The 25,515-nt window shown below is 69.4% G+C and carries 31 protein-coding genes; 3 read left to right on the top strand and 28 right to left on the bottom strand.

Annotated elements, in window-relative coordinates; all coding sequences use genetic code 11:
• Nucleotides 1-89: 89 nt before the first annotated feature.
• The 4 genes from ACZ4UB_RS09880 to ACZ4UB_RS09895 form a co-directional block, all read right to left on the bottom strand.
• Nucleotides 90-434: a hypothetical protein gene (locus ACZ4UB_RS09880; protein ID WP_468069483.1), complete on the bottom strand. Its 345-nt coding sequence runs from the start codon at nt 432-434 to the stop codon at nt 90-92.
• Nucleotides 435-466: 32 nt separating this feature from the next.
• Nucleotides 467-1,048, bottom strand: a complete 582-nt coding sequence (locus ACZ4UB_RS09885) for a hypothetical protein (protein WP_468069485.1) — start codon at nt 1,046-1,048, stop codon at nt 467-469.
• A gap of 119 nt (nt 1,049-1,167) precedes the next feature.
• Nucleotides 1,168-1,659, bottom strand: a complete 492-nt coding sequence (locus ACZ4UB_RS09890) for a phage tail tube protein (protein WP_468069487.1) — start codon at nt 1,657-1,659, stop codon at nt 1,168-1,170.
• Nucleotides 1,660-1,968: 309 nt separating this feature from the next.
• A complete protein-coding gene (locus tag ACZ4UB_RS09895; protein ID WP_468069488.1) occupies nt 1,969-2,238 on the bottom strand; it encodes a hypothetical protein in 270 nt (89 codons plus the stop codon).
• Between the two features lie 338 nt (nt 2,239-2,576).
• Here ACZ4UB_RS09895 and ACZ4UB_RS09900 point away from each other — a divergent pair, with 338 nt between their 5' ends.
• Complete coding sequence (locus ACZ4UB_RS09900) at nt 2,577-2,852, top strand: hypothetical protein (protein WP_468069489.1); 276 nt, start codon at nt 2,577-2,579, stop codon at nt 2,850-2,852.
• A 47-nt stretch (nt 2,853-2,899) separates the two neighbouring features.
• Here the strand turns inward: ACZ4UB_RS09900 and ACZ4UB_RS09905 are convergent, their stop codons facing one another.
• The 10 genes from ACZ4UB_RS09905 to ACZ4UB_RS09950 form a co-directional block, all read right to left on the bottom strand.
• Nucleotides 2,900-3,328 carry a hypothetical protein gene (locus ACZ4UB_RS09905; protein WP_468069490.1) on the bottom strand — a complete coding sequence of 143 codons (429 nt, stop codon included), beginning with the start codon at nt 3,326-3,328 and terminating at the stop codon, nt 2,900-2,902.
• The gene (locus ACZ4UB_RS09910) at nt 3,325-3,564 is read right to left on the bottom strand and encodes a hypothetical protein (RefSeq protein ID WP_468069491.1); all 240 of its coding nucleotides are present in this window, start codon (nt 3,562-3,564) and stop codon (nt 3,325-3,327) included. The genes ACZ4UB_RS09905 and ACZ4UB_RS09910 overlap by 4 nt, the downstream gene beginning before the upstream one ends.
• Entirely contained in the window at nt 3,561-3,968 is a 408-nt protein-coding gene (locus tag ACZ4UB_RS09915; protein WP_468069492.1) for an HK97 gp10 family phage protein, read from the bottom strand. Before ACZ4UB_RS09915 ends, ACZ4UB_RS09910 begins: the two co-directional genes overlap by 4 nt.
• On the bottom strand, nt 3,965-4,375 hold the full coding sequence (locus ACZ4UB_RS09920) for a DUF6093 family protein (protein WP_468069493.1): 411 nt from the start codon (nt 4,373-4,375) through the stop codon (nt 3,965-3,967). Before ACZ4UB_RS09920 ends, ACZ4UB_RS09915 begins: the two co-directional genes overlap by 4 nt.
• Nucleotides 4,368-4,736 carry a hypothetical protein gene (locus ACZ4UB_RS09925; RefSeq protein ID WP_468069494.1) on the bottom strand — a complete coding sequence of 123 codons (369 nt, stop codon included), beginning with the start codon at nt 4,734-4,736 and terminating at the stop codon, nt 4,368-4,370. The genes ACZ4UB_RS09920 and ACZ4UB_RS09925 overlap by 8 nt, the downstream gene beginning before the upstream one ends.
• 375 nt (nt 4,737-5,111) lie before the next feature.
• On the bottom strand, nt 5,112-5,432 hold the full coding sequence (locus ACZ4UB_RS09930; protein WP_468069495.1) for a hypothetical protein: 321 nt from the start codon (nt 5,430-5,432) through the stop codon (nt 5,112-5,114).
• Between the two features lie 61 nt (nt 5,433-5,493).
• Nucleotides 5,494-5,697 carry a hypothetical protein gene (locus tag ACZ4UB_RS09935; RefSeq protein ID WP_468069496.1) on the bottom strand — a complete coding sequence of 68 codons (204 nt, stop codon included), beginning with the start codon at nt 5,695-5,697 and terminating at the stop codon, nt 5,494-5,496.
• On the bottom strand, nt 5,694-6,743 hold the full coding sequence (locus ACZ4UB_RS09940; RefSeq protein ID WP_468069498.1) for a major capsid protein: 1,050 nt from the start codon (nt 6,741-6,743) through the stop codon (nt 5,694-5,696). Before ACZ4UB_RS09940 ends, ACZ4UB_RS09935 begins: the two co-directional genes overlap by 4 nt.
• Nucleotides 6,743-7,141: a head decoration protein gene (locus ACZ4UB_RS09945; RefSeq protein ID WP_468069499.1), complete on the bottom strand. Its 399-nt coding sequence runs from the start codon at nt 7,139-7,141 to the stop codon at nt 6,743-6,745. Before ACZ4UB_RS09945 ends, ACZ4UB_RS09940 begins: the two co-directional genes overlap by 1 nt.
• A gap of 139 nt (nt 7,142-7,280) precedes the next feature.
• Nucleotides 7,281-7,952 carry a hypothetical protein gene (locus ACZ4UB_RS09950; protein ID WP_468069500.1) on the bottom strand — a complete coding sequence of 224 codons (672 nt, stop codon included), beginning with the start codon at nt 7,950-7,952 and terminating at the stop codon, nt 7,281-7,283.
• Nucleotides 7,953-8,045: 93 nt separating this feature from the next.
• On the opposite strand from ACZ4UB_RS09950, the gene ACZ4UB_RS09955 reads away from it, so the two are divergent.
• Nucleotides 8,046-8,600 (top strand): hypothetical protein, encoded by a 555-nt coding sequence (locus tag ACZ4UB_RS09955; protein WP_468069501.1) that lies wholly within the window; start codon nt 8,046-8,048, stop codon nt 8,598-8,600.
• Here ACZ4UB_RS09955 and ACZ4UB_RS09960 read toward each other — a convergent pair.
• The 14 genes from ACZ4UB_RS09960 to ACZ4UB_RS10025 form a co-directional block, all read right to left on the bottom strand.
• Entirely contained in the window at nt 8,578-10,245 is a 1,668-nt protein-coding gene (locus ACZ4UB_RS09960; RefSeq protein WP_468069503.1) for a hypothetical protein, read from the bottom strand. The genes ACZ4UB_RS09955 and ACZ4UB_RS09960 overlap by 23 nt on opposite strands.
• Before the next feature lie 173 nt (nt 10,246-10,418).
• On the bottom strand, nt 10,419-10,625 hold the full coding sequence (locus ACZ4UB_RS09965; protein WP_468069504.1) for a hypothetical protein: 207 nt from the start codon (nt 10,623-10,625) through the stop codon (nt 10,419-10,421).
• A gap of 1,330 nt (nt 10,626-11,955) precedes the next feature.
• Nucleotides 11,956-13,494: a terminase large subunit domain-containing protein gene (locus ACZ4UB_RS09970; protein WP_468069505.1), complete on the bottom strand. Its 1,539-nt coding sequence runs from the start codon at nt 13,492-13,494 to the stop codon at nt 11,956-11,958.
• A complete protein-coding gene (locus tag ACZ4UB_RS09975; RefSeq protein ID WP_468069506.1) occupies nt 13,481-14,008 on the bottom strand; it encodes a hypothetical protein in 528 nt (175 codons plus the stop codon). Before ACZ4UB_RS09975 ends, ACZ4UB_RS09970 begins: the two co-directional genes overlap by 14 nt.
• A 148-nt stretch (nt 14,009-14,156) precedes the next feature.
• Nucleotides 14,157-14,372, bottom strand: coding sequence for a hypothetical protein (locus ACZ4UB_RS09980; protein WP_468069507.1), 216 nt, complete (start codon nt 14,370-14,372; stop codon nt 14,157-14,159).
• An 843-nt stretch (nt 14,373-15,215) separates the two neighbouring features.
• Nucleotides 15,216-16,655 (bottom strand): ParB N-terminal domain-containing protein, encoded by a 1,440-nt coding sequence (locus tag ACZ4UB_RS09985; protein WP_468069509.1) that lies wholly within the window; start codon nt 16,653-16,655, stop codon nt 15,216-15,218.
• Nucleotides 16,652-17,320: a ParB/RepB/Spo0J family partition protein gene (locus ACZ4UB_RS09990; RefSeq protein ID WP_468069510.1), complete on the bottom strand. Its 669-nt coding sequence runs from the start codon at nt 17,318-17,320 to the stop codon at nt 16,652-16,654. Before ACZ4UB_RS09990 ends, ACZ4UB_RS09985 begins: the two co-directional genes overlap by 4 nt.
• Nucleotides 17,321-17,384: 64 nt before the next feature.
• Entirely contained in the window at nt 17,385-19,355 is a 1,971-nt protein-coding gene (locus tag ACZ4UB_RS09995) for an ABC transporter ATP-binding protein (protein WP_468069511.1), read from the bottom strand.
• A 56-nt stretch (nt 19,356-19,411) separates the two neighbouring features.
• Nucleotides 19,412-20,134, bottom strand: a complete 723-nt coding sequence (locus tag ACZ4UB_RS10000) for a lasso peptide biosynthesis B2 protein (protein WP_468069513.1) — start codon at nt 20,132-20,134, stop codon at nt 19,412-19,414.
• Nucleotides 20,131-21,990: an asparagine synthase-related protein gene (locus tag ACZ4UB_RS10005; protein ID WP_468069514.1), complete on the bottom strand. Its 1,860-nt coding sequence runs from the start codon at nt 21,988-21,990 to the stop codon at nt 20,131-20,133. The genes ACZ4UB_RS10000 and ACZ4UB_RS10005 overlap by 4 nt, the downstream gene beginning before the upstream one ends.
• Nucleotides 21,991-22,114: 124 nt before the next feature.
• Nucleotides 22,115-22,237, bottom strand: coding sequence for a hypothetical protein (locus ACZ4UB_RS10010; RefSeq protein WP_468069515.1), 123 nt, complete (start codon nt 22,235-22,237; stop codon nt 22,115-22,117).
• Between the two features lie 190 nt (nt 22,238-22,427).
• Entirely contained in the window at nt 22,428-23,621 is a 1,194-nt protein-coding gene (locus tag ACZ4UB_RS10015; RefSeq protein ID WP_468069516.1) for a M20 family metallopeptidase, read from the bottom strand.
• 11 nt (nt 23,622-23,632) lie between these two features.
• Nucleotides 23,633-24,418: an XRE family transcriptional regulator gene (locus ACZ4UB_RS10020; protein ID WP_468069517.1), complete on the bottom strand. Its 786-nt coding sequence runs from the start codon at nt 24,416-24,418 to the stop codon at nt 23,633-23,635.
• Nucleotides 24,419-24,703: 285 nt separating this feature from the next.
• Nucleotides 24,704-24,943 (bottom strand): hypothetical protein, encoded by a 240-nt coding sequence (locus ACZ4UB_RS10025; RefSeq protein ID WP_468069518.1) that lies wholly within the window; start codon nt 24,941-24,943, stop codon nt 24,704-24,706.
• A gap of 183 nt (nt 24,944-25,126) precedes the next feature.
• Between ACZ4UB_RS10025 and ACZ4UB_RS10030 the strand changes: the two genes are divergently transcribed.
• Entirely contained in the window at nt 25,127-25,366 is a 240-nt protein-coding gene (locus ACZ4UB_RS10030) for a DUF6207 family protein (protein WP_468069520.1), read from the top strand.
• Nucleotides 25,367-25,515: the final 149 nt, after the last annotated feature.

The following is a 25,515-nucleotide window of genomic DNA, read 5'->3' on the forward strand; positions in this document are numbered from 1 at the left end:
CCGGTGCCCTTACTCCCCGCGCGCCTACCTCGTGCGCCCCACCGCCCCCAAGCGGTGCGTGCGGGCCGCCAACGGCCCCCACGTCCAACTCAGTCCACCGTAGTGCTCCCTGCCGCACGGTCCCCCGCCTGTGCTTCGGCAGCCGCACGGGGGATCAGCCCGATCCGTACGCCGAACCCATCCGGGCCGTCGGGAACCTGCTGCTGCTCCGTGGCGATCAGCTCACAGCCCACGCACCGGACGGTCGTGCTCACGTACGCGTGCCGATCACCGCCCGCGTCCTCGTCCCACTCCGCGCCCCGGGTGCCGCACTGCTCGCACACGCTGCGCCGGTACGCCTCGAAGGCGAGTGCCTTCGCCCGGTCGCTCTCCGACCACCGGCCGTCTCCGGCGCCGAGGAATAGGCTGTGCGGGATCCGGTACCGGTCGCACACCTCCAGCTCGGCCCGGAGCTGACCGTCAGCGATCAGCCTTTTCCCAGCTCCGTGACCGTCGACCTGTTGATCTGCTGCGCCTGCCAGGCCGCCGCGAACAGTGCGTTCGACTCCGCGATCGGCCAGCTGTCCAGGAGACCCTGGGCGTCCTCCACGGTCAGGCCCTCCACCACCTGGCCGTCCTCGTCACGCTCGATGTGCGAGGCGGCCACCAGCGCCGGCGGGAAGCTCTCGGGGTTCCAGGCGTCACCGCTCTCTGCCTGGTCCTCCGTCGGAGGGTTCTGCCGTATCAGCCCGTCGAGAACCGGGCGCGGCAGCGCCCTGAACACGAGCCGATCCGACACCTCGTCGTAAGCGGCCTGCGCCGCGACCAGCTCGGCCTGCGCTGCCTCAAGTTCGGCCTGCTCACCGCCGGTCTCCGCATCAGCCATGCGCAGACGGGCCAAGGTCAGCTTCGCCTGGTCGAGACGCTTCTGGGCGGCCGCGTCGTCACACAACTGGAGGACCTGCTCCGGGAGCTGTCGGGCGCGGAGACGTGCGAGCTTGCTGGCCCAGTGGGCATCGCGGGCAACAGCAGGCTCGGGCGGGGCGGTGGACGTGGTGGTGCCGGACATCAGGGGAATCTCCAGGGTGAGGGGGAGGGACCCGGCCGGGCCTGCGCCGAGCGCACGCCAACAAGGGATGGGGCGCAGAGGACGCGGCAGGCCCGGCCGGGAGTTCAGGGGGAGAGGAGCTACGGGGTCTTCGGCGCAGCGGGCGGCACGGGGGCGTCCTGCAGCGGCTTCTCCGTAATTGAGAACGCGACCGTGAACTTGGCGGCCTCGTTGTCGACGGAGTACTGGGGGGACCGGGAGCCGATCCGTACCGGGAAGACGTCCATGGACCGGCTACCGGGGATGTCGCCCTTGCGGAGGATCACCACCCAGCCGGTGGAGTCCTTCGTCAGGAGCTGCTCGATCTCGTCGGCGACCTTGTCCTCGTAGAAGCCGAGGGATGAGTCGTCCGCCTGATCAGTGCCGGGGATCTTCGACTCGAACGTCGAGCCCAGGTCCGGCGTCTCGATCGCCTGGTTCGACAGCGACCAGCCGTCGATCGCAGCGATGGCGTTCGTCAGGTCGGTGCCGGCGGTCAGTTCCGCCCGAGTAGGAAGGTTGCCAGCGTCTTTGACGGCCTTAAGCCACAGGATGCGCGTGATGCCGCGCCGCGAGTATTTCTGGATCTGCAAGGGTCTGCTGTCCGATTCCGGGACGGCAGCCAAGCGTGAGGGAGGCCCCGTCCCTCGACGATGTCGGGGAACCGGCCCGTCCCGAGGTTGGGTTGGGCGTCCGCGCAGGGGCCTCCGCGGTGAGGGTGACGCAACTCCGGTGGGTGCCAGTGGCGACCCGGGGCCTCACCTAGGCCAACTTACTGCGGTCAAGGCGATGGTCGCCGTCGCAGTCGCGTCCAGGCACAAGGGCGCTAGGATCGACCTGTGACCGACTCAAGTCGTAGCGATAGGCACGAAGTGCCGCCTACGACTTCGGCGTTCCCGACTTCACCTGTCGATCAGGCTTGGCAGAAGCGGGAAGAGGAGCAGTCCTCGCTCGTAAAAGTGGCGCTCTGGCTCGAAGCGGAATCGAAGGACGCCGCCAGTGGGCCGCTGCTCATTGCCCACGCTGGTTCCGGGAAGACTGCGCAATTCACCGCTCTTATCCGGCGGGCAACCTTGCTGGACAGAGCCAGCGATGCGGTCGCCGCCGAGCGGATTGCGCGCGGTAACGGGCTTCGTGAACTCCGCGACGATGTCGGCTTGCGCGAGCAGCACGTGTGCGACGCAGTTTCAGACCCGATTGATGGACTGCGGTACCACCTGAGGCCATTGTCGCACTCTGACCTAACGAACTTGCTTCGTAAGCTGACCCGGCTCCGGCGACGGGTCCAACGGCTCTTGGAAGGGCTGTTGGGATTCGCTGGCTATGAGTTCACCTCACACGCCCCTCGCCACGACACGTCGCCCTGTGGTGTGCTCCGGATGGCCTCGCCAAGGATCCCGCGCGGGCCGCAGCCCGGTCTCCACTCCGATGCCCCTGCACGTTCCTGGGTGCTGGCTGCCTGATCTCCGGAGCAGGCGCCTATGCGCCCGCTCATCGACATGGAGACGCAGTGCAAACCATCACCATGACCCTGTCCGTGGTCGCGGAGAACCGCCTCGAAGCAACCCTGATCGGCATCGGTGCGGCGATCGCCGGTCCGCCCATCATGAAGCGCCTGGCCGTGCTCATCCGGGAGTTTTGGGGACCCAAGATCACCCGACTCCGACGGGTGATTGCGGACAGCGTCGCCCCGGCCGAGCCGGAGGCCCCTGTCGACCCGCCCGTCCCGCTGGCCGTCGTCGAGGATTCGGACGAGGGGATCACCCGCCTCCACGAGCCGGTCTGACCCTGCTCGATGCTGGCGGGTCCCTTCAACCTTCGGGCCCGCCAGCATCAGGCCGTTGCCGTCGCGGCGAGCTTGTACCGCTGGATGTACGTCACGACGTCCCCGCCGGCCGGGTCGGCGCCTTCGTCCACGAGGAGTTCTCGGGCCCACACCTCCAGGTCCGGGGCGGTGACCGGGTGCTCCCAGTCGCCCGCCGGCGTGCGCTGGAGGAAGGCGCGACGCACCTGGTCAGCCAGCCACTCGGCCTGATCGGTGCGGGCGCCGACGACCGTCACCTGAAAGACGGGGTACGCGTCCTCGGAGGCATCTGTGAACGGCGCGCCATCCACGGGCCCGCCGAGCGGGTAGAGGACGCTGTACGGGAGCGGCGCCGGTTTGCCGTCCACCAGCGGAAGCACCCCGACTCCGCAGGGCCGACCGGTCGCCGCGGCCAGCATGGTGCGCACGGCGGCCGTCACGGGGGCGCGGTCGATCACTCGGTGTCCCGAGTGAAGTAGGCGGCGGCCGGTCCCTCGATGCTGAGGACGCCGTACCGGCACAACCCGAGCGCGTCCCACTCGCTGAGGCCCGGCGTGGTGATTACCGACAGGGAGCGTTCGCCTTCCACGTCCAGGACCTCCGCCACGACCACGGCACGGGACAGGATGCCCCGCTCGTGCCCGCCCAGGACCTCGGTCAGCACCGTCTCCACGTCGGTGGCCAGATCGCTCACAGGGCACGCTCCACCGCAGAACCGAGAATCCGTGCGACGACCGGCCCGGACGCCTCCACAGCAGGCCCGACGTGGGGGAACGGGGGCTGCGCGTACCGGCGGCCGAGGCTGTCCGTCCCGACGAACCCGTACTCCAGCCTCCGGGCCTGCGGCGCGTCCGAACCGATCTGCGCGACGAACACCGGCCCCGCTGCGGAGACCTCCGACTGCCACGACGCCCTGTACTTGCCGGTGATGACCCGCGGTCCCGGCCGGCCCGATGCCCGCTGCCGGATCGACGCCACCAGCAGCGCCGCGCTGACCCGGGCCGCAGCCTCCGACTCCGACCGCAGCGCGAGCCCCTTCTGATCGAAGAGGGCTGCGAGGGCCGCCGGATGGTTGAACGAACCCTTCCCCCGGCTCATCGGACCCCCCGGTCCCGCTGCTCGAGCCACACCGTCCGCAGCACCGGAAACGACGACACCTCGCCCAGCGTCGTCACCTCGTACGTACGGCCCACCGCCTGCTCGTCACGGGCCTTGATCACCAGCACTACGTCGTGGTCCTCCAGCTCCGGCGCCGACAGCGGCAACAGCAGCTTGTACCCGGCCCGGATCTCCTCCGCCCAGGCCCCGTCACGGCCTCGGCTGCGGATCTTCTCCTGCTGCGGATACAGCCCGGCGTCCCCGTTGTAGACCACCAGCGGCGGCCCGTCGATCAGCTGGCCGGTCTTGGGGTCGAGGACCTGCTCGCCGACATCACGCGTCACCTTCACCGTGTCCGGCATCAGGTGCCGCTCCGCGAAGCGGGCGATGCCAGCCTGATCAAGCACTGAGGGCCCACTCCCGCAGCTGGGCCAGCAACCCGCGGGTCAGCTCACCCGGCCGGCCGTCAAGGTCATTGCGGTTCAGCACGGCCTCGTCGAGCTTCTGCGAGTCCACGGCGTCCAAGAAGCCGATCACGACGTGCCTCAGGTCGGACGGCTCGGCCATCACCTCCGCCAGCCCGTCGAAGCCCATGCCCTCCCAGCCCGGAGTCAGATAGAGCGTGATCTCGGGGCCCTCGTCCACGGTCTGCGTGATCCGGTAGGCCTCCACAGCTCCGGCCACGTCCTGCCCATCGACCTCGATCACGGCCGACTCATCCGGACGGGCGGCTATACGGACACGGCGGGGTTCATCGAAAACGCTCATGATCCGGAGCGTAGGTGCGCGTGGCGCACGCCCCGTCTACGCAAACTGGCTGCTCACACCGGGCCGCAGCGTGAGGCGGATGACGACTCAAGGACCGTCACGTTCGCTGCCCTAGCGTGGGACACGTCCATTAATCAAAGCTGGCTGCTGTGCTTATCGGACCCGGATGTCCCGCCCCACTCCGGGGGGCGGGACATCGCCGTTTCACCCCGGAGGGCCGCGGAGGTCCTGTCCGTTTCCTCTTCTGCCCGTTACGCCGTTCCCGCAGACCGGACGATGTTCAGGACGCGATCGGCCTCGGCGTCGGCGAGTTCGGCGGCGAGGGCCTTCCCAAGGGCTTCCGGTCCGCCGCCGAACCGTCCGTGCGGTGGTTCGTCAGCGACGGGGGCGCGCGACGAGTGGGACGCTCAGGACCACCTCCGACGCCCCCACGGGCCCGTCGTCGGGAGCGGCCTGCGAGGCCAGCTGAGTGAGGCGGCGTTCGAGCGCGGCCACGTTCGAGGCGTGATCGATGGTCGCGACCCCGTTCACGGTCACCCGCAGAGGCTCAGCCAGCAGGGCGGCGATCCGCTCGTGAAGCATCTCGTCGGCAACGGCACGCGCCGAACCCAGACGCTCGTACCGCTGGGCCAGGTCGACCGGGTCGGTGTCGGGGCCCAGTTGGGCCGTCAGCCAGTGAAGGACATCGGTGTGCACGAAGCTCCTGCTCTTTTACGAAGGAGGCGGGGAGGAGCGGTGTGCTCCTCCCCGCCAGGGGTCAGGCTGCGGGTGTGCCCTTACGGGCGGGCTTCGCCTTCGGTGGCTCGCCGTTCTCCCAACAGCTCGGGTTGGTGATCTGCTCGGCGATCTCCGGATCACTGATCTCCGTGCCGGCGATCAGCACGAGCGGCACGCGCTCTACCGGGTCGACGACGTGGACGGTCGCGGCCAGGACTCCGAGGGCGTGGACGGCCGCGCTCACAGGACAGTCGCGGTGATGTGGCAGTCCGGTGCGGCCAGCACGGGCATCGCGACGGCGGCGCCCTTCGTCCAAATCTGAACGGGGTCGTCCTGCGCGCCTCGGGTGATGATGATGCCCGGGGCTTCCTCCCGCTCGATCTGTGCACCGGTACCGCGGGACAGGGCCAGCGACTCGGCGGTCGTGCCGTACTGGGTCTGTCCCCACTTGGCCCGATCCGGCGGAAGCAGGATCCACTTGTCCTCGGGGAGTACCCGCTTGGACACGTCGTCCTGCCAGACCTGCGCTTTGTAGAGCGTGATCGGCGGCAGACCGTATGTGCCGCGCACCGAGTTGACCTGCTCGGGGGTGAGGGCTGACGTCGGGGTCTGGGCGCCGGCCGGGGTGCCGTAGTACGCCGACCGGTACGAGCCGTTCCCTGCGAGGTGGGACCACGCCTTCCGGGAGGTGAGGACCATCTCGGGGGCCGGGGCGCCGATCGAGTCGAGGTAGTCGATCCACCGCAGCTCATCCGCGAGCGGGTCGGACGCCGGATCACTCCACGGCTTGGGAGCGGTCGGCATGTTCGCCGCCGGGACGCCGTAGTCGACTTCGACGGTCAGCCCGTTCTCGCCGGCGAGGGAGAACTTGCCGTCGAGAAGCACGTCACCGGCCGCCAGCTCCAGACGCGAACGGATCGCTTCGACGTGCCGTTCGACGTCGTCGTAGAGGAGCTCGACGAGTCGGTCTTCGTCGGCGCCGCGCGCAGCGTCCAGGAGGAGCTGTTCCATCTCGCCCACCAGGAGCTTTTGGCCGAGCGCGGGCAGGGTGCCCTCGGTCTGCGTGGCTTCCGCTTGGCGCTTCGCGAACGGGACGCTCGTGTCGTAGGCACGGTAGGAGGCGGTGTTGACGCGCCGCTTCGAGTTCCTGATCCGCCACTTCACGTCCTGGACCTGCGTCTCCGCGAAGACGGTCTGAGTCAGGAGGAAGTCGCCCGGGTTGGGGATGGACCGCGCGTACACGGTCAGGTCGGCGACGGAGACGCCCTTGAGGAGGTCAGCGATGCTCATCAGCTCACCGCCAGGAAGCGGAGCTGCGCGCCCGCCGGGTTCGCGGCGATCTTCGCCGGGTCAATGCCGCCGGGAATCTTCGCCGTCTTCACCGTGCCGTGCCAGAGCAGGGCGGCCGGGACCTTCACGGTGCCCGGGGTGAACGCGGCCTCCGCGTAGACGACGCCGGCGAGGACCTGGCGGCCGTCGGTGGCCGCCGGGTCGTAGGCGCCGTACAGGCCCGATGCGGTGATCCGTCCGACGGGTACGCCGGAGCGCACGAAGCCGTGCGGGGCCGTCGCGGTCGGCTCGGAGTAGTGGGTGCTCTTGGTGAGCTTGGCCAGGTCGAGGGTGATCGTCTCGGTGGAGTCGGTGCCGTGGCGGGAGGCGAGCCAGTCCCGGTCAGCGGTCACGGTCACAGAGGTCGTGTACGGCTGTATCAAGCCGCTGTCTCCTGTAGTGCTGGTGGCGACGCGCACGCACCGGAGTTGGTGGAGCGGTCCACGAGAAGAGAGCGGGGCGTGGTCCCCGCAGCGTGCAGCGGTCGCTGCGCGCTGGCTACGTGGCCGGGGGGAGGATGCCGCGCCGCCGGGCCATCGCGAGACCGGCAGAGCCGGGCTTGCTGGTCTGGCCGCCCGGGCGGGGCGGAGGCACGGACGCAGGCGCACCGCCGGGCGCCGGCGGGATCGCTCCGGGGGTCTTCGAGGCAGTGGTGAACAGCTCGGGGCGCCGCTCGCGAAGCTCGCTCGCGGCCTGGGCCACAGCGGTGTCGTCCGCGTCGTCCGGGACGCGGAGCAGGGCCGCAGCGTCGCCGAGATTCTCGCCCGTCGCACCGAGCCCCGCGAGAACGGAACGGCGTGCGGCGTCCCGCTCACGGGAGGCGGCTGCGGCTTCACGGCGAACGGTTGCGGCCTCGCGGGCGTCGAGCGCCTGCTCGCGGCGCTGGGCTTCGCTGAGCTGGGCCTGTTCAGCCTCGCGCTGCGCGGTGATGAACTGCTCCAGCTCGCTGGCCGAGGTGAAGCCGAGCTTCTCGACGAGGGCTCGGGCACCGGACCGCTGCCCCTGGTCCTTCTCGCGGGCCATCAGCTGTTGAAGCTGCTGCTGGTCGAAGGTGACCTTCGCCGGAGGGTTGGACGGGTCCTCGGAGGAGGCGCCCAGGATCGGCAAGATGGGTCGGCCGTCGCGGCGGTAGCCGAGGACGGCACCGGGAGTGGGCAGGGTGCGGGACATCAGGACGTGCAGCTCCTCGACGTCCCCGCGCCGTCACCGAGTCTACGTATGTCAGCGTGACGCCCTTCGGGCTTCCAGCTCCCCTCACCTGGCATGATCAACACGAACATCCAGGTGGGGGGCATCGTGGAAGAGATCGACGGCGTATCGCTGGAGAAGACGGCGGCGGGCGGCCGGCGGCCGAGGACGGCGTGGGTGGCCGCCGGTGTAGCGGCTGTACTGGTCGCCGGTGGCGCCCTGTGGCTGTGGCAGCCGCGGGTGGACCGGACGCCGTTCACCGCGTACACGGCCGCCCTCCAAGAGGCCCAGTACACAACCCCCGGGGCCTCACCGGGCTCCTGCGTACGGACGGCCGCATCCGAGGAAGAACGCGTCATCTACGACGAGGACGGCAACTGGCTCGCAGCCGGCCGCGACCCGCGCGAAGGCCAGGTACTGGGGCCGGAGTTCGGCGAGTTCGCAGGCGACTGCCTGTTCATCTCCCACATCGACAACGTCCCCGGGGGGAAGGGCACCTACGTGACGCAGTGGGGCGGCGGCAACAAGCAGGCCGTCTCCGAAGAGGACATGCGCGAGTCCGCCGAGTCACAGAAGGACCGGTTCAAGACGAAGCGGAAGACCGACTTCAAGCTTCCTCCGGCGAAGTAGCGTCCTCCTCGTCGCTGGGCTGGGCAGAACGGGCCCCGGCCGCCACCTTGTTCGCCTGGCGCGCAGTGATCCGTTGCACCTCTTCGCGGGCGTCCTCGATCGGGTAGCCGGAATCCTGCAACATCCGTACGCCGGTCTCCAGGCTCAGCACGCTGGCTCCGACACCCCGCACCACCTCGTCCAGGACAGCACTGCGGTCCGTCGGAGTGTGCGGCCCGAAGGCCAGCCGAACCGGCAGGTTCTCACCGGCGGGCCACCCCTCCGCCTGCCCGGCCTGATGGAGCCGCTGCACCATCTTGAAGAGCAGCCCGTACTTGTGCGCGCGGGCAAGACGCATTGCGTCCACGAGGGAGTCCAACGGCCCCAGAGACAGCTGGAGGGCGTATCCGCTGGGGACGTCCGACGGGTCGACGGTGCCCAGACTCACCGCGGGCAGACGCGCGTTGACCGCTGCCCGCTCCCGGATCTCCTCCACGCGGGCGCGGAGCTCCGCCAGCTGCCCGGAGGTGTCCAGGACGTCCATGCGCCCGCCATCGGCCAGCTGGAAGATGGTGCCCGGCTCCACCGACAACGGGCGGGGCCTGCCGGTGACCCGGTCTACCTCGGCTCGAGCACCGGCCAGGCCGATGATCGGGGCGCCGGTCGTCGCAGAGGCGCGCGCCGAGTCAGTGTCCGTCTCCGCGAGCTCGTCCAGTACCTGCATGACGGGAGCCAGAGACGACTGCCCGAAGTGCTCGCCGTCCGCGACGGTGTTGCTGATGTGGATGATCGGCAGGAAGTCCAAGCGCAGGTCGAGCCGGTGCAGGACCTCCCCGTCCGAACGGGCCCGGAACCGGGCCTTGTCGAGCGGCAGATCATCAAGGCTCTGACCGTGGCGCAGGTCATCGAGGTTCCACTCCGCGTCGGTCAGATAGCACGTGGTACGGGAGGGCCGGTCCGACCACGGGTAGGTCCGCTCGATGATCCCGCTGTCCGTACGGAACACATCACCAGTCTCCAGCAGCCATCCGCCGGTCCCGTCGGCCACCAGGTCCCGGCCGGGGCGTCCCGCATCAGGTGTCGTGCTGCGCGTCGCCGCGGTGATCGGCCCCAGCTCGTAGGTGATGCGCCGGATCCGCGCCTTGACCCCGCGCTCGGCGTCCTCGGGTATTTCCCAGGCGAGATGGACCCGCCGCGGGTAGTCGCCTGGGTCAGCGTCCTCCTCCAGCACGGGGAAGTAGAACCCCGGGTCGAAGGTCCGCAGACGGGCCCGACCCTTGTCCGGGTCCCAGGCGAGAAGGTAGACCGCATCCCCGAGCAGCACCGCCTTCCGCTCGGCGGCCTGCATCCGCAGCGGCAGCAGCTCCTTCTCCGCCCAGCCCCGCAACAGCAGCTGCACGGCAGCCGCCGCCTGCGCCTGAGGGCCGGGATCGTCGGCCCCGGCGTGCTCGGCGCCCGCCACCACGATCTGCTGGGACTTGCCCAGGAGGTGCGCGAGCGCGGTATCCACGAACACGGCGGCGTCACCGAACTCGCGGCGCTCGGCGCCCGCCTCGTTGCCGGTGAGGACGGCCAGTTCCCCGGCCTGGTTCGCGTCGTACGCGGCGAGGATCTTGTACGCGGCCAGGCGGCGAAGAGCATCACGGGGAACCCATGTTGCCTGCACCTGAGGTGCGAGAGACCCATGAGGTTGCCCGCCGCTGGCCGCCGTCATCATCGGCTTGTAGTTCAGCCACGACCAGGCATCGGACACGAAAGTGCGCAGGCCCACGAGAAGATCACCCTCGACAGCCCCACGCCACCTACAGCGTAGGGGAGCGAACGCGCGCTCCCAGGTGCTCACTCCCTGTTGGGCTCAGAGGTCGCCCGCAGCGCCATGCTGTGCGTGAGGAGCTTGTCCCAGACACCCATAGCCACTCCGCAGAGCCCCACCCAGCCAGCTGAGGTCATGGACGGGCTGGTCAACAGGCTGTAGAGGGTCATGCAGCCGAAGAGGATGCCGAGGCTGAGGGAGAGGGCCAGACCGAGGCGGATCGAAGGGGGCAAGGGTGAACGCTGGGGGGACGCTGAGGGGTTTGACATGCAGAACTCCAAAGGAGTGGTCGCTGTTGGGAGCCCGGCCGGGGCATGTCGAACCTAGGTGTCACGCGATGTCCCCCAAAAGCCTCCTCAGTAGGCCAGAATTAGTAAACGTCGGAGGGGGTGAGCGAGTGGACGTGCAGGTGATGTCCGGTGGCGATGGCTCCGCGGATGGTGAAACGGTCGGCGTGGAGCTTCGAGGAGCGCCGGGACTCCCAGGCTTGTTGGTGACGATCGGCTTCAAGTCGGGGCAGCACGGCATCTTGCGGGCCTTCTGCCTGACCGTCTGCTCCGAAGACGGGCGGCCACTGCCAACGGAGGGCAGGCACTCGTTCCGGCAGGCAGGCGACAGGATGCTTGCTGTCGCAAGCACTGCGGCGAACCTCGGCACAGAGGTTGCACGGGAACTCGACCAATCGTGGTCTAGGCGCCCCCGCGGAGGCGGAGAGTCACACTCTCGAATGGTCGCCGCGGTGTACAAGGCTGCTGTGCACAGAGGGCTCCCGCCTCGACACGTCGTTGCAGCCGTGTGGAGCCGGAGTCTCGGATGCGTCAACAACTGGCTGCGCGAAGCGCGAAAGCACAAGGTCCTTGGCGTCATCACGCAGGCCAGCAGGCCCGGGCGGGGCGAGCCTGCCGAGGAGGCCACCAGACGGTCAGGCCACCGAGAGGGGCCCTCGGAGGCATCCCCTCGCATGGATGCAACAAGCCAAGGTGCGCGAGTGGGAGGTGTGACGGGATTTGAGGAGTGGGAGTTCCACGTGAAGTTCTCCCGCCGTGACCATCACGTTTGCGCGCTGACGATGGAACCGGCCCGACCGGAATCCCCTCACGCCCTCACGCCCAAGGCGGTCGGCGCGATGCCGGTCTCTCAGATCCTGCGGCTGGCTGTTCCGTCCGTGGACTACACCGAGAGCATCTGCCGGTATGACTTGCGCCCTCATCTGGAGACGGCCCGTCTTGTAGCCGGCCCGCTCGGCGCGCGGAACCGTGGCGAGCAACATCTCCGTCAGGTAGCCATCCTGTACAGATTTGCCCTTTCGCAACGCAAGATGGTGACGGACAAGAAAACAGGTCGTCGGCGCCCGAAGGCTCCTCTTCCTCCGCTGAAGTTGATGCGCGCGGTGTGGGGGGTTGATGCGGTTTCCTACTCCACGGCAAGCCGCTGGACCATGCGGGCCCGAGCAGCGGGGGTCCTCCCCAAGGATCTCCGATGGAGCCCCCGGTTGGACCCCCGCACGACCGGTGACCAACCCCGCAAGCGGACATCTCGCCCCGCATAGCCACCCCTTCACAGCTACCTACGTCCTGACAACCTCCCGTCCTGGTAGCCGGTGGATGCGGCGCCGCTGCGTTGCGGATCGGCGAGCTCGGTCATGGCGTGCACAGCGGCGTCCATTCGGTCGGGGGAGTCCATTCCGGCGACCCAGGTCACCATCTGCTGCTCCAGCTGCGGCCACTGTCCGACGTGGTGGACACGGCCCTGTTCGTACAGCTGGGCGATGGGCTCGGCGCGCAGCCTCTTGCCGTGCTTCGCGGTGACCGAGAGCACGGCGGGCATCAGCATGTTCTCGGTGCGCTGCTCGCGCGCTAGTTCCTGCCACGCCTGGTGAAGGATCTGGCGGCTCATGTCGCCGCCGTAGTTGGCCTCCACCACGATCGCGTCCGCCCGCAGCTCGATCGCGAGCAGGCACGCCTCTCGGCCCCAGGCGTCGGCGCCACGGTTTCCGGACCGGTCGTCCAGGACGTACATGTGGCCTTCGGCGTCGCGGGCCGCCGCGACGATGCCCGTCTCGTCGCCCACAGCGGACTCGCCCCCCGCGGGGTCGACTGCGACCACGATCCGGCTGAGGTCGATGCCACGCAGCTGCGCGGCGCTGATCCGGTGGCCGGTGATCCACGCCCAGTCCCAGACTCCGCCGTCCTGCGGCCGGGGCTGCTGCTGGTAGAGACTCCACCAGACGCGCTCACCTACAGAGCGGCGGATCTCCGCGAGCGCGGCTTCGTTGTACCGCTCCGGCCAGAGCGGACCGCCCACCTGACGCCCGAGGGCGTCGTCGTCGGACAGGGCGAGAGCGGGCAGGTCGATGACGGTCCAGCGGCTGCCCTCGTCGGCGAGGACTCGGCCGGCGAGGTCGTCCTCGTCCCATCGGGTCTGGATGAGGATCACGGAGCCGCCCGGCTCGATACGGGTCAGGAGGACGGCCTGCCACCACTCCCACAGGCGCCTGCGCATCGTGGGCGAGGACGCCTCGGCGGCGTCCTTGATCGGGTCGTCCACCACCGCGAGGTGGGCGCCCTTACCGGTCAGGCCACCGCCGACGCCCGCCATGACGGCGCCGCCCTCGGTCCCCGACAAATCGAAGCGGTTTGCCGCCGAGGAGCCCGGCCGCAGCGAGATCCCGATCTGCGGCCCGTAGGTGAGGATCGCGTCGCGGATCCACCGGCCGTGGTCGTCGGCCAGGTCGGAGGAGTAGGAGGCGATCATCACCCGGTGCTCGGGGCGCCGCCGCAGGTACCACAGCGGTGCCCAGCGGGCGGCCCTACGACTCTTGCCGTGCCGGGGAGGCATGGTGAGCAGCAGCTTCGTCGGGACGCCGGCCGCGACCCGTTCGAAGGCAGCGTCGATCAGTCCCAGGTGCGGGGCCTGCATCTCCCGGCCCTCGGTGAGGACGGAAGCCATCGCCCCCGGGGAGCGATCCATCGCCATGTCCCGCTCGATGCGGGCGAGCTGGGCACGGAGCTGTGGTGTGGAGGCGGCGGCTATCTCACGGCGGCGCGGCGCGGGAAGCGACCGGTACAGCTGGAGGACCGCAGCCTCGTCAGCCCTGGCCACCCTCGCCCGGGTCGCCCGCGAGAGCGATCAGCCGCTGGAGCTCTTCCAGCCCCGCGGTCTCGACCTGCACGGCGCCGCCGTCCGGACCTGACACCTCAGTGCGTACTGGCCGGTTGAGTCCCAGAAGGTGGCTGCTGCGCTCGATGATGCGCACGGCGCGGTCGACGGCCTGGAGGTCACCGTTGCGGATCGCGGACCGGTAGACGCCGAAGAAGAGCCGCTCCAGGCGCTCCACCATCAGCTTGCGCAGCTCATCGGCGCTGTCGTCCAGCACGGTGCTGCGCTCGGCCAAGGCCTTGGAGACGTCCTTACAGGCGAGCTCGATCAGCCGGGAATCGGTGGGGGGCTCGTCGCCTCGCTTGTAGGTGTCGATGCCGTACCCCTGCGGGTAGGCGACACCATCGCTGTTGATCGACGGATCGGCGGCGAGTTTCCGTCCGATGGTCAGCCAGTCGACGCCGGCCAGCTTCAAATCGATCGCGTCGGCGCGGCGTTGGGTGATTGCAGCACGCACGGCCCGAGTGGGGCGGCCCATGAACACAACTCCTGGGCCCCGCGCCACCCTCCCATGATCCTGTAGCGAAGGGTGCCGCCCGCGGGTGTGGCACAGCCCGCCCCGCGTCCGAGTGCCTTGACGGACGCGGGGGCCGGGCGGGGAAGGGCTAGCTCTGTGCCAGGGTCCACTTCGTGAGGCGGTCGACGATGTCGAGGACGGAGCGGCGGGGCCCGTCCGCGATGAAGGCGAAGACGACGAATGAGGGAATGAGGGCGATCACGACGAACAGGGCCGGGATGATGCGCACGACGATCGTCAGGAAGTCGACGAGGGCGCGGAGCGTCTTGGCCTGGGCGAGTACGTCAACAAGGCGGTCGAACAAGGTGTCTCCTCAGTTGCGAGTCGGGGCGAGCAACCTGGCTTCCGCTCCGAGGGCAGAGTTCTCCCTCGGTTCGGGGTCTGCCGTCTCCGGCAGAACGTCCAAGTTCAAACCGCCCCGCTGACCCGAACTGCGTGAGTCAGCGGCAGGCTTGGTACCGACTCGCTGATGGCACTTGTGACGCCCTTCCCGACCGTGACCCTGAGGGCCTGTTCCTTCGCCAGACATGCGCCTGGCGGCCCACAGACGCTAGCGGGCCGCCAGACTGCTATACAAGAGGTCGTTCAAGCCACTGGCTGAACAGCATCGGCCGAATTACTCGAAGGCGAGCTGCCCGGTGTCCCCCCGTGGGTCCGGTCGAGATAGCTTCTCGGGGGCATCGGGAACTTCCCTGTGGGTTCGAAGCCACCAGCCGAATTGCCAGTTCCGGCACGTCCGAAACAGTCGAGCTTGTCGCATCGGTGCCTCGGCCGGAATGGAATGCTCCCCCCAGCCAGTGATGGGTCTGGCGTCAGTCAGCCGTACTCGGAGCCCAGGGGTCAGGGCGTTCCCTTCCCACAGCTCACCGGGTGCGTACTCGAAGGCCAGGTGCGCGTTACGGCTCCAATCCCAGGGGGTGGGGAGCGCGCACAGGTACCAGGCCACCGGCGGAGAGTCCGCCGGCAGGAGCAGGGTCTGCCTCTCCAGCCGGCGGTCTACCGTCGGCCTGTCGCACTCGGCGAACGTCTTAAGGCAGTGCTGTGTGAGGTCGAGCTGGCGTATCCCGGCCAGCCACACGATGCCGTACTTTTCGCGTGATTCTATTTCTATGCGAACCTTTTCATGATTCGCCCCCGATTCCATTTACTACCCCTCCATTTGATTATTCCTATCCTTGATCAATTCTATCAGAATTTCGACGATTCCCTCATGTTTGTCATGTCGGAAGTCGTTGGGGTAAGGCATATTGAATTCATTCCGAAAGGCCTCCTCGTATTCCTCGACAGGGAAGGGGCGCGGCTTGCGGCAGACAGCCTTGACGGTCGCCCGCGTCACGTCGCTCACCTCGACTTCCTCGAAGTAGCGGGACAGGAGGCCGCGCAGCGACTCGGGGGTGTGGTACCGGATCCGCTGCCACTTCCCGCGCACGAACCGCATGTCCACGTTTTCGCTGTCCAGGAACGCCAGGCGTGTGGAGTCACGGCTGATGGAGTGCCCGGAGGTCTCGTACGCCTTCTCGCGTTCCAGGTTCCGGGTACCGATGCACACCTGCCCGTCGGCTGCGCACAGCGCGTTCACGGTGAGCAGCACCCAGTGTTGGTATTCGAGGGAGGTGGTCGCGTTGATCACCGAGTCCAACACGACGACCTCGTACAACCCCCGCTCTCGAAGCTCCCGTTCGATCCCGCGGATCATCGACACGATCCCGCGGACGTCGAGGCTGTACTTGCCCTTGAGCGTCCGGTACGGCTCGTAGTCCTGGACCTGGTAGCCCTGAGCGCGCAGGTACTTCGCGTAGTCACCGTGTCCCGCCCCAAAGTCCACGACCCGGTGCGAGGTCGTGAGCCACGGCAGAACCAGCCGCTCCCACACCTCCGACTTGTAGCGGACCTTGTCGGCCTTCGCCTTCGAGGAGTGCTCGCGCAGCCGATTCGGCTGGACGATGTGCTGATTCCAGACGGGGGCCTGATCCTCCAGCCCCGTCCAGTCGTAGACGCCGTACTCCCCGGTCAGGTCTTCCACGAGCTGGCCGGCGTCGAAGGAGGCGACGGTCCACGCGAGGATGTCGAACCTCTGGGCGCGGGCAACGGCCGCGTACTCGGCGTTCAGGACCACACGGCCCTGGTCATCGATGACGACAGATCCCCAGGGGCCGTGAGCTGCGGTCATGAACCCGATCGCCTGCTGGAACGGCAGGTTGCGGGAGGCGATAACCTCGATGCTCTGCCACGGAATCCAGCACCATTGGCCGATCGGCCCGGCCTCCGCGTAGACGACGCTGCTCTCAGTCTCGACGCGGTTGTGCAGGAGGTTGAACTTGATCTCGTCCTGGAGACGCACCTTCTGGGGAAGGATCATCGCGGGCACCGTGGTCTGCCCGATCGCCTTCAACCCCTTGGTCCTCTGGTGACCGGCGACCAGGGTCCCGTCTGCGTTGAGGATGACCGGCTTCACCACGCCGTGGCGGCGCAGCGATCCCTGGAGGCGGACGAAGGAACTCTCCGACAGGCGTCGAGGGTTGTAGTCCGCCGGCCGCAACTTCTCCAGCGGATAGGCGGGATCGAACCGTACGTCGAGGGGGTTCACGCCGCGTCCCCCTCACTGGCGTGGTGCTCCTCGTTGAGGACGTGCCAGCCGAACCCGAGGTCGGAGTCCTGCTCGTCCACGTACCGCTTATAGATCGCGTTGAGGAACTCCACCTCGTCCTGCGTGATCCGCACGCGGGTGGATGACCACTGGAGGTAGCCCCACTGGAGGTAGTCCACGGTCGCAGCGGCCCCCGTGCCAGCGCCGTCGCTCGGCAGCTCGATTGGCGCGGGCAGAGAGGTGTCGTCCAGGAGGTCGTCCAGCTGCTCCTGGTCGTAGCCGGTCCCCTCCAGGTTCGGGAGGTCGGTGAGGATGTCCGCGAGGAGAGCCGTGTCGTAACCTGCCAGGTCGCTGGTCCGGTTGTCGACGATGACGATCTTCGCGGCGGTGGCCTCGTCAACGTCCAGCCAGGTGACCGCGATGTCGTCCCAGCCGAGCTTGCGGGCGGCCTTCGCCGTGTGATTGCCCGCGAGGATCTCGTTCGGACGGCCGGTGTGTGTACCGCGGTTCACCACGATCGGCTTGTACTGGCCGTGCGTGGACAGGGACTCCGCGATGGCGTCCAGGTCGCCGGTGCGGGGGTTGCGGTGGAACGGGGCCAGGTCCGCGAGCGGCACGACGAGGTCGGCCAGCGAAGCAGGAATGCGAGATGCGTCAGTGGACACGGGGCTCCAGCCCCGCGCCCACCTACGACCCTAGGTGATCAAGCGGGTCGCTCCTCCGGCTGCCTCATACGGCCACGTCGCTGTACGTCTGGGCTTGCTTCCGCCACATCGCGGCGTACTCGGCGTCCTGCGCGATCAGCGTGTCGTGGGTGCCCTCTTCGATGACGTGCCCGCGGTCGAGTACAAGGATGCGGTCAGCGGACCGGGTTGAGCCGAGGCGGTGGGTGATGAGGATGACGGTGCGCCCGGCGCTCAGGGCGCGGATCCGCTCGTACATTGCCTCCTCGGCGCGCGGGTCGAGCGCGGAGGTCGGTTCGTCGCAGATGAGGAGCGGGGCCTCGGCTCGGTAGAACGCGCGGGCGGCGGCGAGTCGCTGCCACTGGCCGCCGGAGAGGTCCACGCCGCCCCACTGCGAGGGTGCGAGGTTGGTGTCCAGGCCGTCGGGGAGCCGTTCGAGTACCGCGTCGGCGCTGGCCGCCGCTGCTGCTGCGAGGACGGCAGCATCTCCGCCTTCGCCCTGGCCGAGGGTGATGTTGGCGCGGGCGGTGGTCTGCCAGCGGGCGATGTCCTGGGGGAGCATGGCCAGGCGCCGCCAGATTTCCTCGGGGTCGGCATCGGCAAGGTTGATGCCGTCCCAGGTCACAGCCCCCTGGTCGGGGGCGTAGAGGCCGCAGAGGACTTTGGCGAGGGTGGACTTGCCGGAGCCGTTCGCGCCGACGATGGCGAGGACTTCGCCCCGGTGGACGGTCACGGACACATCGGAGAGGGCGGGTGCCTTGCTGCCGGGGTAGGTGAAGGTGACTTTCTGGGCGCGGATGATGCCGGGCTCCGCGGGGACGGTGGCCGCCGGGAGAGGGAGACGGGTTCGTGTGTCGGCGTCCTTGAGGAAGCTGGCCCAGTCCTGGAGGTAGAGGCCGACCTTGTAGGTGGTGTGGATGCCGGTGACCAGCCCGGTCAGGAGGATGCGGCTGGTCTGTACGGCGATCACTGCTGTGCCTGCGGCGGCGATCGGCACGGTCCCGCCGGTGACCAGCCACACCAGAGCCGCGTAGACCAGGAGCATCGCGCCGCCGGCGAGGGCGTCCCCGAGGAGCTGATAGCGGGCGGTGCTGCGCCCGACCTGTTCGGCATGGGCTTCAAGGCGCCGGGTGACGGTCCCGAACTCGGAGAGCAGCCAGGGCCGCATCGTGGCCGCGCGGACGTCCAGAGCGGTCGCGCGGCCGGAGGTGTGGTACATCAGCGTGTGCCGAAGCCGCCGGTCGGCGAGCGTGTGCCGCTCGGCGCGGTGGCCGGCCCGGGCGCTGTAGACGGCCGCGGCTCCCTTGGGGAGGACGGCGAGGAGCAGTAGCGGCACCAGCACGGGGTGCAGGGTGGCGAGGATCCCGAGGGCGGCAAGGATCCCGAGCGTGGACGCGGCCACCGAGGCGAGGGCCTCGACCATGAGGTGGGTGTCCTTCGAGGCCCGGTTGGCGGCTTCGCTGTGGTCGCACCACGCGGGGTCGTCGTAGGAGGCGAGCGGGACGCGGGTGGCGGCGTCGAGGTAGCGCAGCTCCGCCATGCCATCGACGCGCGGGCCGATGCACGCCGTCACGCTCACCGCCATCGCGGAGGCCAGGGAGCGGGCGACGGCCGCGCCGGTGATCAATGCGAGGGACGGCAGGGCCTGCTGCAGCCGGTCGGCCGCTGCCCCGGGCGTAAACAGCGGGGTGAGGGCGCCGCGGGTGGCGTACAGGCCGATCGCGGTCAGAGCCCCGCCGACAAGCTGGAGCACGGCCAGCCACAGCACGGCACGCCGATCAGCCGTCCAGGCCAGGCGCAGCGCGGCGGCGGCGAGGGCGGGCAGGCGGCGAAGCATGGTGGGTAGCGAGTCGGCGAGTGCGTCTTCGTGACGCTCGGCGCTCACCTTGTACTGCGGCAGGACGTCGCCGACCGCCGGAGTTCGGTTCCGGCGGACAGCGGACCACCGGCGGGCGGCGCTGGAGGGGGTGGGAGTGGTGTCTTCCGTGCCGCTGATGCGGGGTTGTGTGTCTGTCACGCATGGAGCAACGGCTCACCCATACGGGTGGTTGTGGTGGCGAGGGGTGGCGAATTTCAGTTCGATCGTTCCACCTGGAGGGCGGGTGCGTACGGCCACACGCGGTCGGTTTCGGCTTGCCCGACAGCGACTCCTTCGGCCTCGATCCAGGCGTGCGCACCGTGCGGTACGAAGCGTGCGCCCAGAACCCAGCGGACATGGAGGCCGGTCAGCGCGGCGGCAAGGTAGGCACCCAGGGACTCCTCCAGGCAGGCGGCCCGTCCAGGCCAGCCGAGGGCCGCCCGGCGAACAGCTGCGTGAGCGAGGGCAGCCTCGTCGGCGGTCGCAGCCCGGCCTGGGAGCCGCGTCGCGGCGCGGGCAACGGACACGGAGCAGCGCACGGGCAGGCACCGCAGCAACACGAGAGCGAACGCCAGCCCGGCCTGGCCGGCGATCTGATGTCGCAGTGGGACGCCCCCGGCAGAGGCGAAGCGGACCGTCGGGACGGTCTCGTCGCCTGCGGGCGGCTCCTGGACGCCGACAGCGAGTCCGGCGGTCTCGAGATCGTCGGCGACCGCGCGCAGGTCTGCGCGCACTCGGTCCGCGTCGACGCCCCGGCTCGACCAGTGCGCGACCAGTTCCTCGATCGCCTCGGGCACCGCCATGCCTGCGGTCGTCCTTGCCCACAGCTCGGCGCCAACCGGGTCGAGGAACCGCCACTGTCCGCGTCCTCGGCGGGTGTCCAGCAGAGCGACACCGGCGCTGGTCCGTGCGGCGTGGACGCCGCTGGCGCGCTTCACACCGCCTCCTTCGTGGCCGGTACCTGCTCCCAGAACAGCTCACGGCGGATGGGGAGGGAGGCCCGCCACCGTTCGATGGCGACCAGGCTGTGCAGCCCGGCCAGTGCGGCGGGCTCCCCGTGCACGGCAGCCTCCAGGGCGGCGACGACCCGAACCGGGTCGATCAGCCCGGCCTGCGCCAGGGCCGAGGACCTGATGATTCCGGTCAGGGAGGTGGAGTTGGCCCGCAGACCGGCGTAGACGCTCTGCGTGTGCGCCGTCTTCGTCCGCCGGTTCAGCGCGTACGCGGGCATGACCGTGCTGAACGCTGCACGGGCCAGGGGCTTGAAGTCCCCGGGGCGTGAGCGTTCCCAGCCGGGGACCGCGTGGCAGGCGTCGACGACGAGCGTGTCCAGGTAGGGGGCGTGGATCGGAAGGCCCCACCGCTGGCGGGCGATGGCGTCGAACGTCGCGTGCTCTTCCCCCATCCGCTCCAGAGCGAGCCGCTCGTGAAGTGCCCCCGGCCGGGTGTCCGGGTCCGCGCGCCGGGCCGCGTCATCCACCAGGTCGGCTACGGCGGACCGTCCGCCGGCGGTGAGCCACGCTGCGGCAGCTGTCGGCCCGCACCAGGCCATCGGCCCCGGCCGCGAAACCAGCGGCGAGGGGTATTCCAGCTCCTCCGCGAGCCGCGTCAACGCCTGCGGGTACGTCGTGCGCGTGGTGTGGGCGGCCTCGTTGAGGACGGAGAGGACGGAGCGTTGCCGGGCACGGGCGTACGCGCTGGTGTGACGGACGGCCGCTGCCCGCTGCCCGTTGCGGAAGAGGTCGAGGTACGTCGTCGGGGGCGCATCCAGTACGTCGTCGCCGCCGCGTCCGGTCAGGTGGGCGCGGGAGCCGTAGGCGAGCGCGGGCTCCAGGTGCGCGGCCTTGATGGCCAAGAGGCCCAAACTCAGCGACGGGCTGTCGGTCAACGGGAGACCTGTGAGACTGCCGAGCCGGTCGAAGTGCTTCACCCCCTGCGCGGAACCGTCGACCACCGCGTGCTCGACACCGGGCAGATCCTCGGCGAGACGCCGCGCGTACAGCAGGTCGTCCTCCGCGGCCATCTGCCGGTCGGTGTAGGTGATGGCGAGGACCGGGGCCCGCTCAGATGCCACGGCGGTCACTACGCTGCTGTCGATGCCCCCGGAGATGTCGGTGGACGTCTTGCCGTAGAGGGCCGCGCGGCGCACCACCGCCGTCGTGAGCCGTTCCGCCAGGGCCTCGGCTCCGTCCTCGAAACTGAGCGTGCCGGAGACGGAAGGCGTGACCGGTTCGGTGCGCGGGAGCCGGCCGGGCTCCAGCACCAGCGCCCAGCCCGGGGGGACCCTGCTGACCCCTTCGAAGTACGAATGACGGCGGCCCAGCGGATCGATCCGGTGGACGGTGAACGAGGCGGCCAGACCCTCCAACGATGGCTGCGACCCCTCGTACGCCGCCAGCACCAGAGCCGACGTCGACCACAGGACCGCCTCGCCGTCCACGACCCAGAACACGGGGATCGTCCCGGCGCGATCACCGGCCACCCGCACGGTGTCTGCGGTGCGGACCACGCTCAGGTAGGCCCCCGGCAGCCGCGAAGCCAACGCCGTGTTCCCGCGCTCTGCTGCATCCCTGGCCTCGCGCAGCTCGGAGGCCGTGGCCAGGCACGAGCCGAGCGCCACGACCTCGGCGGACCCGCCCAGAGCCGGGCTGGTGCGGACCTCCACGTCGCTGTAGTTCGCGTACCAGATACGGCCCGGCCCCTCCATGGGGATCTCGCGCCGTGCGCACGGCTGCCACCTCCCGCCCGGCGCCCTGCCGCGCCCGGTGTCGTACATCCCTGCCACGAACCTCATCGCCCCGCCCTCCTGCACCTACGAACCGGACCTTCGCCGTCTCAGCGAAAGTGCCCGGGACTCCCGACCTGGCGGGTCGTCCCGGGCACCTGCTCACCGCGTGACGCCCTTTCGGGCGGGCGGGTTAGGACCAGTACTGGGTGTCGTCCGCGTTGTCGTTGCCGGCCGACCCGAGGGTGGCGCCGGTGACCGTGCCGAGGGTCGACACGGCCGGGGTGACGTACTCGGAGGTCTCGTTGACGTCCATTGCATCCTCCACAGAATGCTCGGGGGGGGTAGGGACTGTCCGACGCCCGTCCGGTCTTGCTTTCGCCCCGGTCGGCCGTTCGAACACCTCTATGACACCCCGGCCCAACAGCGTTCAGAAGAGTCGCAGTTGGGCCCTTACTGGGATGCTGTCTGGGAGGAACCTGGTATCGGGTTGGGACGTGCCGAGGTCAGGGCGCATCCAGCAGATCCAGAACGGCCTGGTGGTAGATCGCGTAGACCCGAGGCAGCTCGGAGAGGTCCGCCCGCTCATCGATGCCGTGCAGCCCTTCGTAGGGGAGCCCGAACCCCGCGGTGGCCGGGATGCCGTACATGGCCAGCAGGTTGCCGATGTTGGAGGGTCCGGCGGTCTTGGGACGCACCGGTGCCCCGAGCCGGTGTGCTGCGGACATCAGGGCCGCGGCGGGCTGTTCTTCGGCCCCGAGCTGGAACGGCGGCCAGGCCGCCACGAGCTCGATGCCGGTGGGCTGCGGGCCGGGAAGCTCCGCGTCGAACTCCGCGACCGTCTTGCGGACCAGGTTCTCGGCGTCCGCCGCATCGAAGCCGGGGGTGGTGCGCACGTCGATGTTGAGGTCGCACCGCTGCGGTACGACGGAGAACCCCTGTCCGCCGTGGAACGCGGTCACGGACAGCTTGGGAGGCAGCGGGAAGCGCGCGCCGGCCTCGGGGGTCTGGGGGAGCTGCGCCGCGTCCAGGAGCTGCACGAGGACGGCGGCGCGGGAGATCGCGCCCATGACGGTGCGGCTCGACCCTGAATGCCCAGAGGGGGCGTGCACGGAGATCGTTGCCCGCCATAGCCCGCGCCCGCCCACCACGACCTCGTCCATGCCGGGGTAGCCGATCATCACGCCCGCAGGGGTAGGGGCGTGGGGGTCCGCGAGGTAGGCCAGGGCGCCGCCGAAGCCGCCGGTGTGCTCATCGACATCGAGAAGCACCGCGAGCCCGCCGGCCAGCTCGTGCGCGCGTTCGTGGATCTGGGCCGCGATGTGGCAGAACGCGGAGGCCGCCAGTTTCGAGTCGGCCGATCCCCGGCCCCGCAGCCAGCCGTCTTGGACATCGGCGACGGTGGGGGAGAACGACCAGGAGCGGGCGTCACCGAAGTCGGCGGTGTCCACGCAGGCGTCGAGCGTCCACCACGGTCCGGGCCTGCCACCCGCGATCTCCACCAGGAGGCCGACGAGGTGGCCGTCCGCGTCGTGGAGACGCCGGTGGGGCAGATCCCGGGCAGTCAGCCACGCCTCCAGCGTTGTGAGCACCGGACCGTAGTCATCGACGCCGCCCCGGCTGGGCTGCCGGATCAGATCCTGGGCCAGCCCCACCACGGACTCCACCTGATGGGCTGCAGCCGCCACGGTCTCGTTCACGCTTCTCCCTGTCACAGCGCCCCGCCCTGCCGGTGCGGCAGCGCGCGTACAGCCGCCATCGTCTCCAACGGCCTTGCCGACGCGCACGCTTCTTTCCCATGCTGGAGCAGGCCCACGGCAGCCTCCCGGTTTAGCAGGACCCCGCAGTCGAAGCCGTCGGCCCCGTGGAAGCTCGGGAGCGGCACCACTGCGGCGGTCTCCGAAGCGACGAAGAATCGCTCCATCGCGGACGACGGCTCGACCATCCCGATGTGCATGGTCTTCTGCCCGTTTCGGCGTTCCCCGGGATCACGTAACTCCAGCAGCCGCAGCAGGTGGGCGGCGAGAGCCTCATGCTTGGGCGGCCCGTACAGCACCCGGTAGTGCACAAGGTCCGGCTGCTGCGCCACTGTCGTCTCGATCGCCGACAAGTACGACTTCTCCCTGGACCGCGACCCCGTCACCACCAGCTGCTCGCGGGCGCCGGCCACCACCTCGACCATGGCCTCCAGGAGATCGGAGTGCCGGTTCAGGACACGCACCACCACGGCGGTGCCGCTCGCCTCCAGCACGCTCGTGTTCTCGGCGCCGTCCTGATGGGCGAAGAGGATCTCCCCCCGCTCCCGGTACAGCTGGCACAGGCCCCGCCGGTTCTTCAACCCCGTCCGCTTGCGGCCGGACTCCCACGCGCTGAGCAGGCTCGCGTCCGTCGAGCCGCGCGTGATGGCGTTCAGGGCTGCGGCTGCCTCCTCCAGCGTCATGTGCCGCGACTGGCGGGCGCGCTTGAGCCCCGAGTCGGGATGGACGGAGGCGTTCATGAGTCCCCCAAGGAGAGCGGCGGCGAGGCCGGACGGTGTCGGCAGGCGCAGAACGCAACGCCGCCCAGCATCATGCGCGTTGAGGGCGGAAGCGTGGAGGGGGTACGCGCCATCGCAGCTGAATTTCGCCCCGGACCTGGACGCTTTCGGCCCGCAGGTCGAGCCCGACCCTGGACGTGATCGTGCCCCGCCGACGGGGGATGCGGCGGGGCACAGACCGATCGTATCGGGCGAGTTACGCAGATGCTCCCCTGTCGGGGTCAGGGCTGCGACGAAGGGGCGGGTTCACGCCGCGACGACCCACGCGAGGGTGCGAGCCTCACGCCGCAGCTCGACCAGTGCGGCGTAGGAGTGGCCCGGCTCGGTCCAGTAGGGGTGGGCGTACAGCTCGCGGAGCTCCTGAATCAGCTGGCGTCGGAGAGCCGTGGTGCCGAGTGTCGGACGCTGCCGGGTGAGAGCGTCGTAGGTCCGAATCACGCGGACCTGGGTCAGCAGAAGATCATCGGGGAAGGTGGTTCGCGACATGCAGAAATTAGGCCACCTGTTCGATTTGGCGCGCAAGTCGATCTCGGGCTTCCAGGAGTGGAGCATTCGTTCGGAAGGGCGCCCGTACGGGGCATCGGTCGTAGCCCCAGTCGCGGAGGAGTGGAGTCGCCCGGCTGTCACACCTTAGGCGCGACGCTGGGCGTGCGGAGTCGTTGTTCCGCTGTGAACATCGAAGCGAATCAGGCGGGCCTCCTGCGCATTGAGATCACCGCGCAGGACCTCGACGCGGCCCAGGCGGCAGCGGAGCGGATCTCGACGCTCTGGCTGTCCAGCTCGACTCAGCCCCGGAGAATTCCGGGCGTGGACGGAGTCCAGGTGACCGTTCATGCGGACATGGAACGCAGCCCGGCGGAGGGCGGCTACCTCGAGCCGCCCTCCGCCGAGAACTACGCCATGGGTTAAGGGCCCACCCCGGGTGTCGAACCCGGAACTCTGCGGCCGATATCCCTGAGGGCCGGTACCGCGCACCTCTACCGATTGGGTCAGGCGGGCATGTGTGCTTGATCTAGTGGCTTTGTCAGTGACAACCAGCTCCACTGGAAGGTCTGTCC

This window comes from Streptomyces sp. NPDC028419, assembly GCF_055565515.1.